Source organism: Polyangium jinanense, assembly GCF_028435365.1.
Map to the genome: position 1 here is coordinate 13,510 of NZ_JAGTJJ010000038.1, position 14,431 is coordinate 27,940.

Annotated in this window: 12 protein-coding genes; 7 read left to right on the forward strand and 5 right to left on the reverse strand. The window is 70.1% G+C overall.

All coding sequences use genetic code 11. The annotated features are described in order from the left end of the window. Window positions 1-142: 142 nt before the first annotated feature. The 3 genes from KEG57_RS38190 to KEG57_RS38200 are packed head-to-tail and all read right to left on the reverse strand — an operon-like array spanning window position 143 to window position 3,464. Window positions 143-1,012 (reverse strand): coiled-coil domain-containing protein, encoded by an 870-nt coding sequence (locus KEG57_RS38190; protein WP_272421170.1) that lies wholly within the window; start codon window positions 1,010-1,012, stop codon window positions 143-145. Between the two features lie 10 nt (window positions 1,013-1,022). Further along, window positions 1,023-2,459, reverse strand: coding sequence for a metallophosphoesterase family protein (locus tag KEG57_RS38195; RefSeq protein ID WP_272421171.1), 1,437 nt, complete (start codon window positions 2,457-2,459; stop codon window positions 1,023-1,025). Window positions 2,460-2,474: 15 nt separating this feature from the next. After that, complete coding sequence (locus KEG57_RS38200) at window positions 2,475-3,464, reverse strand: MopE-related protein (protein ID WP_272421172.1); 990 nt, start codon at window positions 3,462-3,464, stop codon at window positions 2,475-2,477. Window positions 3,465-3,596: 132 nt separating this feature from the next. Between KEG57_RS38200 and KEG57_RS38205 the strand changes: the two genes are divergently transcribed. Then, a complete protein-coding gene (locus tag KEG57_RS38205; RefSeq protein ID WP_272421173.1) occupies window positions 3,597-4,196 on the forward strand; it encodes a hypothetical protein in 600 nt (199 codons plus the stop codon). Window positions 4,197-4,220: 24 nt separating this feature from the next. Here KEG57_RS38205 and adhP read toward each other — a convergent pair whose 3' ends face one another. Next, entirely contained in the window at window positions 4,221-5,270 is a 1,050-nt protein-coding gene (gene adhP / locus KEG57_RS38210) for an alcohol dehydrogenase AdhP (RefSeq protein ID WP_272459416.1), read from the reverse strand. 158 nt (window positions 5,271-5,428) lie between these two features. Then, on the reverse strand, window positions 5,429-6,475 hold the full coding sequence (locus tag KEG57_RS38215; RefSeq protein ID WP_272421175.1) for an NAD-dependent epimerase/dehydratase family protein: 1,047 nt from the start codon (window positions 6,473-6,475) through the stop codon (window positions 5,429-5,431). A gap of 197 nt (window positions 6,476-6,672) precedes the next feature. Here KEG57_RS38215 and KEG57_RS38220 point away from each other — a divergent pair, with 197 nt between their 5' ends. From KEG57_RS38220 to KEG57_RS38245, 6 genes are all read left to right on the forward strand, one after another. After that, on the forward strand, window positions 6,673-7,368 hold the full coding sequence (locus tag KEG57_RS38220) for a hypothetical protein (RefSeq protein ID WP_272421176.1): 696 nt from the start codon (window positions 6,673-6,675) through the stop codon (window positions 7,366-7,368). Beyond that, a complete protein-coding gene (locus KEG57_RS38225) occupies window positions 7,365-8,132 on the forward strand; it encodes a hypothetical protein (protein WP_272421177.1) in 768 nt (255 codons plus the stop codon). Before KEG57_RS38220 ends, KEG57_RS38225 begins: the two co-directional genes overlap by 4 nt. After that, window positions 8,129-8,812 carry a hypothetical protein gene (locus KEG57_RS38230; RefSeq protein ID WP_272421178.1) on the forward strand — a complete coding sequence of 228 codons (684 nt, stop codon included), beginning with the start codon at window positions 8,129-8,131 and terminating at the stop codon, window positions 8,810-8,812. Before KEG57_RS38225 ends, KEG57_RS38230 begins: the two co-directional genes overlap by 4 nt. Then, window positions 8,809-9,492 (forward strand): response regulator transcription factor, encoded by a 684-nt coding sequence (locus tag KEG57_RS38235; protein ID WP_272421179.1) that lies wholly within the window; start codon window positions 8,809-8,811, stop codon window positions 9,490-9,492. Before KEG57_RS38230 ends, KEG57_RS38235 begins: the two co-directional genes overlap by 4 nt. Further along, window positions 9,485-10,990: an ATP-binding protein gene (locus tag KEG57_RS38240; RefSeq protein ID WP_272421180.1), complete on the forward strand. Its 1,506-nt coding sequence runs from the start codon at window positions 9,485-9,487 to the stop codon at window positions 10,988-10,990. The genes KEG57_RS38235 and KEG57_RS38240 overlap by 8 nt, the downstream gene beginning before the upstream one ends. 119 nt (window positions 10,991-11,109) lie before the next feature. Further along, a complete protein-coding gene (locus tag KEG57_RS38245; RefSeq protein ID WP_272421181.1) occupies window positions 11,110-14,340 on the forward strand; it encodes a DVUA0089 family protein in 3,231 nt (1,076 codons plus the stop codon). Window positions 14,341-14,431 lie beyond the last annotated feature (91 nt).

Here is a 14,431-nt window from a genome sequence, read left to right on the forward strand (position 1 = left end):
TCGGCAGCGATTCTTCGACGCGACGCAGCGCGGACGATTCACGCTCGGCAGGACGATTTCGACGTGGACACGCGGATCGTCTGGCGGGAAAAACGAGACCGAATCGAAAACGCGGAGAGGATGGAGAACGGCCGGGCGGGATCTACCGGGGAGGCCTTTGGGGTTGGTCCGCGATATCCACGGGCGGCTTGGGGATCGAGGGGCTCAGGCGCTCGATGTTTTTCATGACCTCTTTCGGGCTGGCAGGCTGGACGACCTGTTTGTCTTGTCGTTTCTGAGGCCATCCGTCGGCGCGGCACCAGTCGTAGTCGATCTCCATGCGAGAGCCGTCGCTGAGCTCGATCTTGGTAATGACGGTCGATTTGCAGGTGTTGACCGTGGCCGCGGCCTCGAACGAGGGCGCGCCGCCCCCGATGAGCTCGCTCTTCGAGATGTAGAAGACCGGATTCAGCTCGTACACCACGCGCTTGATCGAGTCCTTCTGTGCTTCGGGGACGTCGAGCGAGAGCAGGACGTCGAAGAGCGTGCCGCCGTGCGTGTCCGGGCGCTGCACGACCTTCGCGCGCGGCGTCGGGCGCAATCCCTCGGGGACCTTGCCTTCTTCGGCCAGCACGACGCTCTCGGGGGCCTCGGCGGCGGGGGGCGCCCCTGCCGCCGCCCCGGCGGTGGCGGGGGGCGCTGCTGTCCGCTGGCTGCGCAGGTATGCTTCGAGGTCCTTTTTCCGATCCTCGAGGCGGCGTGTCTCGTCTTCGAGCTTCTTCCGCGATTTCTCGACCGCGTCGAGCTTGGCCTGCCCCTCGTTGAGCCTCTGATCGAGCTCGTCCTTGGCCCTCCGCGTGTCGTAGATCTCCACGTTCTTCCGAGAAATGTCGATTGCGAAGTAAACGACGATGAGCGCCGTCAGGAGGACCGGGACGAGCGTCACGAGCATGCTCCTCTGACGCTGCGAGCGCGCGCGCTCCTCGAGCGCCGAGAGCTCTGCTTCCAACCTTTCTTTTTCATCCATGGTCATGGCTCGCCCTTCAAATGAGCCGGTGGAATCGCTCGTCGAGCACCCGCACGAGCTCGTCGTCGCGGTGCGACGCGCAACGCTGATAGCCGTCTTTCAAAAAATGGAGCCTGTCGATCGCCTCGCGATACGACGCGAGCCGCATCGGCAATCCGATCGAGCCCGCGAAGAGGAGCGCGAAGCCGCCCGATACGGAGAGGACCGGGGGCAGCGTGCGGTAGAGGTAGGCCGCGAGGGCCATGCCGAGGACGACGGCGGCGCCGACGCTCACGAGCTGCACGCGGAGCGTGGTGCGGTGCGAGTCGATCGCGCGTTCGAGGTGCTGGATCTTGACGGCGATGCGGCCCTTGCGGGTGAGGCTCGGCGGCGAGGGCTCCTCGGGCGGAGGTGTCTTCGGCAAGGGCTCGGGCCGCGCGCCCGAGGAGACGGCCGCATCCGCAGGGCCGAACCGAAGGGCCTGGGTGTCCTCGCCGCGGCCCGCGTCGGCCCATTCCATGGTTTGCGGGTCGTATTCACGGCGAATGCGGCGCCCGCGGGTCGGGCCCTCGACGACGAGGATCTGGTAAGCAATGGGGAGCGCCCATTCCTTGCGGCCATACTCGGCGACGCCCGCGCTCGCGCAGGCGGCGATGGCGAGGAACCAGCCGTCGAGCTCGCGTACGTCGTGCCAATCGACGTGCTGGTGGCCGTGGAGCGCGAGCTGGAATCGCTCACGCGCAAGCCAGCGCCGCATGCCGCCCGCGTCGGTCATGACGCTGTAATCGGTGCGTCCCACGCCCGCGGGGCTCTCCAGGTGGTGATGGACGACCGCGATCCGAAAGTGGCCCTTGCTCCGCGTGCGCCGAAGGAGCCCGTCCGCATGGTCGCGCTGGCCAATGCCCACGGACCCGTGCTCCTTCTGCGCGCTCGCTTCGAGCTCCTCGCAGGAGTTGAACGCGACGACCTCGACGTCGAGGTCCTCGAAGACGTGGTGATCGACGCGCTTGTGCGGCGGCGTGCCTGCCGCGAAGGGCGGGCGCGTATCGCCATAGAGGGCGCCGCGGATGCGATCGTACAGGGCGTAACGGTCCGCGGGATCACCGCCGCGCAGGACGTCGTGGTTTCCCGGGGCGATCACGATTCGCGCGGCAGGGAGGCCGAGGCCCTCGGCGAGGGTCTTCAGGAACGTGACGACGGGCTCGATGCCGGTCTCGCTGCCGCGGTCGAGGAGATCGCCCGAGACGACGACGAGGTCGGGCGTGAGGCCTTCGTTGCGCAGGTCGTAGAGCAGGCTGCCGAGGAGCCCGCGGCGGTTGTGGGGCGCGACGGCGAGCTCGGTGGCCTCGGTGTTCCAGTAGTGTCCACGCGCCTCGGGCGCGCAGAAATGCAGGTCCGAGATGTGGAGCACGCAGAGCCTCGGCCCACCCGACGGCATGATGCCCATGAAACGCGGGCGGCGGGCGGACGTCAAGGCCCCCCGCCCTGCTCAATCCGCGCAGCAGAGCACGCCGCCGCCCTCGGGGCCGAGCTTGACGACGGCGTGCGCCTCGTCGTACCCGTCATTGGGTCCGCCGCACCACCACGGACCGCCGATCGCGCTGCACACGTTGCCCGAGGTCATGGTGAGCACCCCGCAGTTGCCGTCGTTGGGAATGCCGAGTGTGCCGCAGCCGAAGAGGTCGTTCGCCGTGACGTCGCTCGGCGCGCAGTCCGCGACGCAACTTGCGGCCGTGCAGATGTTCGGATCGGTCTCGGTGCCGAGGGCGCATATCGCGCAGCCGGTCGAGCCCTGCCGTGTCGCAAAGAAGAGGTTCGGTTCGAGGCCCACGCCGGCGCAGCCCCCGGGCGCGTGGGCGGCGGCGTCGTCCGCCCCCTTGCAGACGTGGAAGCCCGGCGCGCAGAGATCTTCCGCGCGGCAGCCCTTGCCGGCCGGGTTCGCGCTCGTGTTCCCGGCGATGCGGTTGCACTCCGGGTCGAACGTATAGATCACGCCTGGGCGGTCCCATCCGCCGGAGCAGCCCGCGATTTGCGGAAATTGTTGCTCGTCGACGAACCCCTCGCGCGTGCCGTCGCTGCAGCCGTTCAGCTTGGCGCAGGCGTCGTCGATGATGCCATTGCAATCCTCGTCGATGCCGTTGCCGCAAATCTCGGGTTGCGGGGCCACGTCCGAGGCGCACGCGAGGGCGCCTCCGGTGCAGACGACGGTGCCGTCCTTGCAGATGCCGGGCAGATCCGTGATGCAATCGGCGCCCGCGTTCTGGCTGTCCTCGTCGATCTGACCGTCGCAATCGTCGTCGACGCCGTTGCAGAGCTCCACGGTGCAGACGGGAGGCCCGCCGCCCGTGGCGCCCGTGCCGCCGCCCGTGCCGCCGCCGCCGCCGCTCCCGAGATCGAACTCCGCGGGATCGGAGCGGGCGCCGCAGGCGAGGAGCAGGGCGGGCACGGCGACGACTGTGACGAAGAGGGACACGCGCATGGGGAAGGCTTGCAGGATGCCTGGATCGTGGGGGGGCCGCAAGAATGCGGGAACCTGGCGCGCGCGGCGGTGTCCACGATCGAGCCGCTCGCCCGAGGCCCACGCATGGACACCCCGCCGCCCCTCCCCCCCGTGAAGCCGTTCGTCCCCGTGCTCTGCCACGGCTTTTCCTTGGCCGCGCACGTGCTGCTGCTCGGCGGCGCGGCGTTCTTCGGGCCGAGGAATTCGTACACCGAGACGCGGATCGAGGAGCACGTCCCGCAGACGCGCATGCTGCTCGTGACCGCGGCGCCGGGGGAGACGGTAACGGAGGAGCGAGGCGGCGAGCGCAAGGTGAGCGGGCCTTGCGACGAGGGCACGATGGAGGCGGTGCGGGAGGATGCTGCGCCCGCAGCGTCCGCCGGGGAGCGCGCCGAGGCAGTCAAAACGGATCTGTTCGGAGACAATCTGCCGGCGGATATGTACGATCCCTACGCGGACACTCCGGGGATCACCCCGTCGAGCTGGTTCGGCGGAATCGGCGGCGGCACGGGAGGGAAATGGGACCACGTGAAGGTCGACCGCGGCAATCGTCTCGATCCAGCGCCGCCGGCCCAGCGTCGCGAGCGCGGGGAGGAGGCGGCCACGAGCCCCGCGGGCGAGCCGCCCAAAACGCGGTTTTGCCCGCCCTCGAAGCACGGCGAGAATGTGGTCTTCTGTCGCGCCACCCTCGCGACCGCGAAGACGCGCTGAGGCATCACGGATGCACGGAGACGTTCAGCCTGGCCCCTTTTCCTCCTCGCGAAGGGCGAGCACCACGCGGCCGTGGATCGTCCCTTCCGCCATGCGCGCGAACACGCTGTTGATCGCCTCGAGCGGCTGCACCTCGGTGGTGGGCCGGATCTTGTCGTGCGCGGCGATCTCCAGCGCTTCCTTCAGGTCCATGCGCGTGCCCACGATCGATCCGCGCAGCGTGAGGCGCTTGAGCACGACGTCGAAGATCGGCGTGGGGAAATCGCCGGGCGGCAGGCCGACGAGCACGCACGTCCCGCCGGAACGAAGGGTCCCGAGGGCCTGACGGAAGGCGCCCGGCGAGACCGCGGTGACGAGCGCCCCATGCGCGCCCCCGATCTGCTTTTGGACCTCGGCCGCCGGGTCGACGTGCAGCGCGTCAATGGCGATCTCCGCGCCGAGTTCGCGGGCCAGATCGAGTTTGTCAGCGCCCACGTCCACGGCCACGACGCGCAGGCCCATCGCCTTCGCATAAGGAATCGCGAGATGCCCGAGGCCGCCAATGCCCGAGACGACGACCCATTGCCCCGGGCGCGCCTCCGTTTCCTTGAGGCCCTTGTAGCTGGTCACGCCGGCGCAGAGGATCGGCGCGGCGTCGACGAAGCCGAGCGCGTCCGGAATCCGTCCCACGTACGCCGCAGGCGCGACGACGTATTCGGCATGCCCGCCGTTGACCGAATACCCCGTGTTTTGCTGCGACGGGCAGAGCGTCTCCCAGCCGGTGATGCAAGGGTCGCAGGCGCCGCACGCGTTGTGCAGCCAGGGGACGCCGACGCGGTCGCCCTCCTTCAGCGTGGTGACGCCGGCGCCGAGCGCGGCGACGTAACCGACGCCCTCGTGGCCGGGGATGAAGGGCAAGGCGGGTTTGACCGGCCAATCGCCGTTTGCCGCGTGGAGATCGGTATGACAAACCCCGCTCGCCACGACACGGACGAGGACCTCGCCCGCGCTCGGCACGGGGACGGGGACCTCTTCGATGGAAAGGGGCTGTCCAAACGCTCGAACGACCGCGGCCCTCATCGTACGTTGCATCATCGCTCTCCAGGTGCGGGTGCCTTTGGAACGATGATCTTGGCAAGGGCCATGCCATCCCCACGAATGCCTGGTTTCGTGGGGTGATGGCCGAGCCTGCGGTTCGGGACGTGCGCCTCTTGCGTGGCGGGCGCAGATGCTGCGTCTCCCGTGGAAGCGGGCTACTCGAAGTTCATCGAAGGCGCGGGGCGCAGGGTCTCCCGCTCCTTGAGCCAGCGTTCGGCGAGCTCGATCTCCTTCGCGCGCTGGTCATAGCCGTCCGGCGGCGTCGCATAACCGTACGCGAGGAAGCTCGCGACGATCTTGCCGAGGGAGGTGGTGAGCGGCTCGTGGCGGAAGCCGAGCTCGGCCTCGGCTTTCGAGGGATCGAGCATCGACATCCATTTGCTGCTGAACGGCGAGACGTCGCGGAGGTTGAGCCCCGCGGCGATGACGTCCGCGGACGGGACGGGTGCGAGCTTCGCCCGGGATCCGAGCATTCCTTGCAGGATCCCGAGAAGCTCCACGAGGGACGGCGTCTCCCGCTGGCAGACGTTGTACGCTTCGCCAAATGTTTGCTGGCGACCGAGGATTTCCACGAGGAACCGCGCGACCTCGCCCGCATAGACGTGACGAACCGGGTGCGTCCCGCCATCCGGGACGATGACCGGACCGCCGTCGACGAGGCGGAGAAGATAACGGTCGAGGCGGCGATAATGGTCGCGCTCGCCGTTCACGATGGGGATACGAACACGCGTGGAGGGGAAGCGCGATTTCTGGAAGGCTTCGACGAGCGCGTCCTCGCAGTCGCGTTTGCCCATGCCGTATTCCCAGTTCGCAAGCTCGTCCTCGTCCGTGGGGCGGGGCATGACCGGGCCGGCATAATCGATTTCCCGCGAAGGCCGCGGGGCGCCGTCGCGCACGAGGTAGACCTGGCCCGTGCTGATGAAAACGTAGTGCCCCACGCGGCCGCCGAGCGCATCCACCGCGCCGCGCGTGTCCTCCCAGCGATAGGCGGCGAAGTCGACGGCCGCGTCGAAGGTGCGGTTTTGCATGAGCCGGGCCAGATCGGCTGTCGTTCGATCGCCCTGCAGCCGCTCGATCCGCGCGCCGAAGGGATCCGGCAGGGTCCCGCGATTGAACAAGGTGACCTGGTGCCCCGCCGCGAGGAGGCGGTGCACGAGGAGCGGCCCGACGAACCGCGTCCCGCCGATGACGAGAACGTGCATGGCCCCCCTTCTAGCAGCGAAACCGAAGACGAGACAACGGAACGGCGGTCGAGAGGTGGATCATCGGTGATCCACCCTGCCACAATTTCGTCGAATTCATTCCACGACTCCTCCGCGGCGACGGCAGAGGTGCGCCAAACCGGCGCGATACGGAAAGGAGGTCTGGCGCGGCCCGTGGCCGCCACACCGGAGGAAAGATGGAAGCCCACGCCTCGTACGTCGATGCCCTCGCGGGCGACGCCCCGCCCGAACCCCAAGGGACCACGCCCCCGCCGCCCTCGTCCCACGCCGCCCCGGAGATGCCCGCAGACGAGGGCGCGCCGTCATTCGCGAAATCGCTGCTCGGCGACGGGCCGGAAGGCGCCGCGGGCGCGCTGCGCGACGATGCGCGGAGGTTCGCCACGGCGCTCGCGCTGTCGGCGCTGTATGGACTCTCGATCGGGACGCGGGACGGCGGGCTTTCGATTTTGAAGCACGCGGCCGCGGTGCCGCTCGCGCCGCTCGCCGTGGCAGGGCTCGGCGTGCCCGCGCTGTTCATCGTACTCACCCTGTTCGATGCGCCGGTCGATCCTCCGGCCGCGGTGAAAGCCGCGGCGCGCGGAGCGGCGACGACAGGCCTCGTGCTCGGCGGGCTCGCGCCCGCGATGGCGCTCTTCGTGACGACGTCGAGCTCGCGCATCGGCGCCGCGTTTTCCGCGGGGCTCGGTTTGATCCTCGCGGGGGCCTTCGGGCTGCGCGCGTTTCTCGGGGCGATCGGGACGCCGCTCGGGCGCGCGCCTGCGGGCGTGCGGACGATGAGCGGGTTCGCGCTCGCCGGCTTCGCGATCTTCGCGACGGCGCTGTCGGCGCGGGTCTGGTGGAGCACGCTGCCGATCTTCGGAGGTGGCCAATGAGCGCCACCGTCCTCGCCCGTTTGCTCCGCGCGCCCGGAGAGATCGCCCGCTCTTGTCGCGACGACGATCCGGAGGTGCGCGCCATCGGCGCGACCTCGCTCGCCTCGATCGCGCTCGGCGCGGCCGCATTCGGTGGCGTGCTCGGGAGCTTCCGCGGCGGCATGCAGATCCTCTACGGAGCCGCGAAGGTGCCGCTTGCCGTGCTCGCGACGCTCGCGCTCGCGGCGCCGGCGTTCCACGCGCTCGCCGCGGTGCTCGGCAGGCCCTGGCCGATGCGATCGATCGTGGCGCTCGCGCTCGCGTCGGCGGGTCGATCGTCGCTCGTGCTGCTCGCATTCGCGCCCGCGCTCTGGCTGATGCTCGATCTCGGCATGGGCTATCACACGGCGGCGATCGTCGCGTCGGGCGCGTACGGCGTGGCCGGGTTCGCCGCGCTGTCCTTGCTCGTGCGGGGGCTCGGCGAAGGGAAAGGGCGGATCACGACGGCGATTGCGTTCATCAGCGTGTTCATCGCGGTCGGCGGACAAACCGCGTGGATCCTGCGTCCGTACCTGGTGCGTCCGCGCGCGATCAACGTGCCGTTCCTGCGAGACCGCGAGGGCAGTTTTGCAGAGGCCGTGCTGACGAGCCTGACGTCGGCCGCGATTTACAGCGATCGGCCGTATCGGATCGATGCGCCCGCGGAGTCCGACGCGTGGGAGCGCGGCAGGAGCACGCGGTCACGCGAGGTCGAGGAGGATTTCGAGGAGGAGGGCGGGCAATGAGCCTGCGGGATCTGTCGGTGCTCTACCTCGTCGCGGGTATTTGCTGCGCGGTGGCGATCTACCGATCGTCGCCCGCGGGAGGCTCGCGCGCGGCGATGTCGGCCGCGCTGGCCGTGCCGCTCTGGCCGCTCTGGGCGCCGATCGCGCTGACCGCGAAGCGCGCTGCGGAGGCGCCGAAGGGCGCGGCGGGCAGTGCGCTCGCGAGGGTGAAAGCCGCGCTCGCGGAGGCGGTCGCGGCGTCGCGGGGGACGCCGCTCGCGAGTGTGCTGCCGGCGGAGGCCGCGGCGCGGATCGAGGCGGAGGTCGAGCGGCGCGTCGAGCGGCACGCAGAGCTCGAAGCGCTCCTCCGCAAGGACGCGTTTGATCTCGGGCGGGCCGAGGCGCGCGTGCGCGAGCTCGAGCACGCCTCGGGATCGAGCCGGGCCCTCGCGACGGCGCGGCTCGACCTCGACAACGTCCGCCGTCTGTCGTCGCTGCGCGACCGGGACGCGCGCGCCCTGGAGGAGCTCTGCGCGCTCGCCGAGGCGCTGCGCACGCAGGTCACGGTGGCGCGCTTCAGCGGATCCTCCGCGGCGGACATCGGTGGTATCGTCTCGGAGGTGCAGGCGCGGGTCGAGGGCCTCGGCGCTGCCCTCGAAGCCGAAGAGAGCCTCCGCGCCGAGGAGCCGATCGAGACGTGAGCAAGCACATCCTGGTCGTCGACGACGAGGCGCGCATCCGCGAGGTCCTGCAGTACGCGCTTCGCAAAGAGGGCTACGAGGTCTCCGTGGTGACCGACGGCCGCGAGGCCATCGAGGCCGTCGCGAAGGGCGGCATCGACCTCGTCATCCTCGACGTGATGCTCCCCGAGGTCGACGGCCTCTCCGCGTGCCGCCACATCCGCACCGAGAGCCGCGTGCCGATCCTCTTCCTGTCCGCGCGCAGCGACGAGATCGATCGTGTGCTCGGCCTCGACCTCGGCGGCGACGACTACCTCACGAAGCCGTTTTCCGTGCGCGAGCTCGTGGCGCGCGTAAAAGCCCTCTTCCGCAGGCTCGAAGCGCCGGGCGAGGCCGCGCGCAAGGTACTCACGCACGGGCGGATCGAGGTCGACGTGGAGCGGCACGAGGCGCGGCTCGACGGCGCGCCCGTGACGCTCACGGCGACGGAGCTCGGCTTGCTCGGCGCGCTGCTCGAACGACCTGGCATCGTGCTCTCGCGCAGCCAGCTCATGACGCGCGCGTACCGCTACGACAACCTCATCACCGAGCGCACGATCGACACGCACGTCCGCAGGATCCGCGCGAAGTTCCGCGCCGCGGGCGGCGAGGACCCGATCGCGACGGTGCACGGCGTCGGGTACAAGGTCGCCGGTGCGTAGGCTGCTCGTCCTGCTCGGCCGCATCCGCGTGCGGCTGCTCGTCGTGAACCTGCTCGTGCTGTTCGTCCCCGCGATCGGGCTCGAATTCGCGCGGATCCACGAGCGAGAGCTGCTCGACGCGCTCGAACGCGACATGTCGAACCAGGCGATCCTCGTGCGCTCGCTCGTCGAGCACAACCTCGGCGCGGGCCGCGCGCTCGGGGATCCGGAGCACGAGAAGATCCTCGCGACGGCGGCCAAGCGGACGCGGACGCGGATCCGGCTCGTGGACAAGGCCGGCGAGGTGGTGGCCGACTCGCACGCGGACGGGCCGCCCGAGGGGCCGGAGCCGCCGCCGCCGCTCCGGCTGCCGCGCGCGCGGGATGTGCGGTGGGCGCTCGACATGCGCGCGGCGGAGAAGTGGCCCTTGCTCGCGGAACGCTTCGAGGTGCGCTCGGCGCTCGCGGGCACGAAGGCGACACGCACGCGCGTACGCGACCGCGACCCGGGCGTGATCCTCTTCCTCGCGGAGCCCATCCGCACGGGCGGCGTGGTGACGGGCGTGGTGTACGTGGCGCGATCGACGCAACCCGTCCTCTTCGAGCTCTACCGCATCCGCTCGGGCCTCGGGCGTGTGCTCGCGGTCGCGCTCCTCGGCACGGGCCTCGTGACGCTCGTGCTCGCGTGGAGCATCTCGCGGCCCCTCGGACGGCTCTCGCGCGCGGCCAAGCGCATCGCGGCGGGCGAGCGGGACGTGGTCGTGCCCATCGGCGGCGGCGGCGAGATCCGCGAGCTCGGCGAGTCGTTCGCGTCGATGAAGGAGCGGCTCGACGCGCGCATGCGGTACATCTCGGAGTTCGCCGCGGACGTGGCGCACGAGTTCAAGTCGCCGCTCACCTCGATCCGCGGCGCGGCGGAGCTGCTCGGCGAAGGCGCGCACGACGATCCGGAGGCGCGCGTTCGTTTCTTGCGGAACATCGAGCTCGACGTCGAGCGGCTCGATCGACTGGTCTCGCGCCTGCTCCAGCTTTCGCGCATCGAGGCCTCGGCCGAGCCGATGCGCGTGTGTGACCTTTCGGCGCTCGCGCTCGCGGCGAAGGAGCGCGCTTCGGCGCCGGATCAGCCGGTGATCCTCGAATACTTGGCGAGCGAACGAGATGTGTTCTGCCGGCCCGTGGACGTCGAGACGGCGCTCGGCAACTTGCTCGACAACGCCGTTCGATTCTCGCCGCCGGGAGAGCCGGTGCGGATCCGCGTCGAGGGGGGTCCGCCCGAGGCCGTGATTCGTATCGCCGTGAAAGATCGAGGTCCGGGCGTGCCGCCCGCGATCTTGCCGCGCATCTTCGACAGGTTCTTCACGACCGACGCGGATCGCGACGGCACGGGGCTCGGGCTCGCGATCGTGAAGAGCGTGGCGGAGGCGCACGGCGGGCGGGTGATCGTGGACAATCGACCGGGGGAAGGTGCCACCTTCACCCTGGAGATCCCTCATCGAAGGCGCGCGGCACCTATTCCTTGACGCCGGCCCGTCGATTCATTGAGGTATGCCCGCTCTTCGCTTGCAGAGGCCCTCGGGTACGCGTCTCGGCGCAGGCGTCGGGCGAGACATCGCTAACCATTGGGAGCGAAGAATCGCGCATGACGAGGCTAACGAGGCACGTTGGTATGGCGCTCGTGATCGGCCTGGGATCGTTCGGATCCATGGGCTGCGAGCTGATCGCAGCGGTCGATCGGAGTGATATTCCGCAAGGACAAGGCGGGTCCGGTGGCACCGGAGGCCAAGGCGGCCAGGGCGGCGTAGGCGGCCAGGGCGGCGTGGGGGGCGAAGGCGGCCAAGGCGGCCAAGGCGGCCAAGGCGGCCAAGGCGGCCAAGGCGGCCAAGGCGGCCAAGGCGGCATGGGCGGCCAAGGCGGCATGGGCGGCCAAGGCGGCATGGGCGGCGCGGGCGGCCAGGGCGGCGCGGGCGGCTCGATGGACGTGTGCGGCGACGGCGCGATCACCGGCGCCGAGGCCTGCGACGACGGCAACACGACGGCTGGCGACGGCTGCGACGCCACGTGCGCGCAGGAAGCAGGCTTCATGTGCACCGGCGAGCCCAGCGTGTGCACGACGACCTGCGGCGACGGCATCCCCGCGGGCGCCGAGGCCTGCGACGACGGCAACACGACGGCCGGCGACGGCTGCGACGCCTGCGCCCCGGAGCTCGGCTACACGTGCACGGGCGCGCCGAGCGTCTGCGCGACGACCTGCGGCGACGGCATCAAAGCCGGCACGGAGCAGTGCGACGACGGCAACACGAAGGACCTCGACGGCTGCAGCTCGACCTGCGTCGTCGACACGTTCTCGGAGACCGAGCCGAACAACGGGTCCGCCACGGCGAACGGCCCGTACACGGCGCCCGTCCTCGTGAGCGGCTCGATCAACCCCGGTAGCGACGCCGATTGGTACGAGATCGTCGTGCCCAAGACGGTCGACCTGCACATCGAGACGTACGACGGCTCCGGCCCGTCGAGCTGCTTGAACATCGACACGCTCGTCACGCTCTACGCGCCCGACGGCACCACGGTGATCGGCTCCGACGACGATGGCGGCACGAACGCGTGCTCGCGCCTCGACGGCACGACGAACGCGGCGCTCAGGCACCTCGCGGCGGGCATCTACTACGTGAAGGTCGAGGAGGCCGGAAACGACAAAGCAATCCCGAGCTACAAGCTCGTCGTGACGTACGACGCGGTCTGCGGCGACGGCAAGGTCGAGGGCACCGAGGAGTGCGACGGCGGCGCGGGCTGCGATTTCACCTGCGATCGCATCCCGGTCTGCGGCGACGGCAACGTCGACGCGCCCGAGACGTGCGACGACGGCAACACGATGGACGGCGACACGTGCAGCGCGACCTGCGAGACGTCGATCCTCATGGAGACGGAGCCGAACGAGACGAGCGCGCAGGCCTCGGGTGGCTTCGCTCCGCCGGCGCTCTACCAGGGCGCGATCAGCCCGGCCACGGACGTCGACTACTACGCGATCAAGCTCGACCAGACGAGCGACCTCACGGTCGAGTCGTTCGACGCGAACGGCCCCGGCTCGTGCGTCGGCGTCGACACGTTGCTCCGCCTCTACGGCACCGACGGCACCACGCTCCTGCTCGAGCGTGACCTCGGCGGCCTCGGCGCTTGCGGCAAGATCGACGCGAAGAAGCCCGGCGACGGCGCGGCCCGGCACCTGCCGGCGGGCACGTATTACGTCTCCGTCGAGGACTTCCTCAACAACACGGAGATCCCCGGCTATCGCCTGCAAATCACGCTCGACGCGACCTGCGGCAACGGCAAGGTCGAGGGTGCCGAGGAGTGCGACGGCGGCGCGGGCTGCTCGATGACGTGCGATCGCAACGCGGTCTGCGGCGACGGCAAGATCGACGCGCCCGAGACCTGCGACGACGGCAACACGACGCCGGGCGACGGCTGCGATGCTACGTGCACGAAGGAATCGACGCCGGAGACGGAGCCGAACGACACGAGCGCGACGGCGGGCGGCCCCTTCACGCCGTACACGATCGTGAGCGGCGCGATCACGCCGGGCAGCGACCTCGACTTCTACAGCTTCACGCTGAGCGCGACCTCGGACGTCCGCCTCCAGACGCACGACGCGAACGGCCCCGGGACCTGCGCGCTGCCGCTGGACACGGTGATCACGCTGTACGGCACGGACGGCACGACCGAGCTCGCGCAAGCGGACGACGGCGGCGTCAACATCTGCTCGCGCATCTCGGGCAAGACGCACGCGGGCGCGCGGCACCTCGCCCCGGGCACGTACTTCGTCAAGGTCGAGGACTACGAGAACAACACCGTCATCCCCGGCTATCTGCTCGAGATCGCCGTCGAAGCCGTCTGCGGCAACGGCGTGGTCGAGGGCAGCGAGGAGTGCGACGGCGGCGCCGGCTGCGAGGCGACCTGCGATCGCATCCCGGTCTGCGGCGATGGCTTCCTCGACGGCGCGGAGACCTGCGACGACGGCAACACGAGCGCGGGCGACGGCTGCAGCGACGTGTGCGCGCTGGAGACGGGCGCCGAGGTCGAGCCGAACAACACGACGGCCGAGGCGGACGCCGCCGGCGTGACGCTCACGGGCAGCGCCAACGTGACGGGCTCGATCGCCGCGGCGGGCGACGTCGACCTCTTCCGCTTCGACCTCGCGTCGGACGCGGTGCTCGTGCTCGAGACGCTGAACGCCACGGGCATCGGCTGCGGCTTCACGTCCACGCTGCGCCTGCTCGATTCGACCGGGCAGCTCCTCGAAACGGACAACGTGAGCGGCGAGGGCTCTTGCTCGGCGCTGACGATGAACCTCGCCGCGGGCACGTATTACGTCGGCGTCGAGGAGGCGAACAACGACGGGACCATCGCCTCGTACATGCTGCGGGCGAAGGTGCTCACGGAGAGCGGCCCGGAGAACGAGCCGAACAACCTGGTGGCCGACGCCCACCCGACGGCGGGCTGGGACACGGTCGTCACGGCCTTGCACATGTCCTACGACGATGACGATTACTTCGAGATCACGGTCCCGGCGGGCAAGTCGCTGCGGGCCGAGATCATCGAGGGAACGGCGGCGGAGTCGTGCGCGAACGGGGCGGATCCCATCGATAGCTACCTGACGCTGTACGACGCGGCGGGCGTGGAGCTCGGCGCGGACGACGACGGCGGCCGTGGTTATTGCTCGGCGATCGACGGCCTCGGCGCGACGGCGCCGCACGCGTTCGCAAAGAACCTCGCGGGCGGCACGTACTACCTGCTCGTGCAGGCCTCGCCGTTCTCGGCGATGCCGGGCAACCCCATCGCGGTCTTCGATTACAAGCTCGCGGTGACGGTGCGATAGTCTCCCCAGGTGGGGGGCGAAGGCCCCCCACTCCCTCCCCGTCGGATTCACGCGCGTCCTTCCTTTCCGCCACTTGCACGCCCCCGCATGC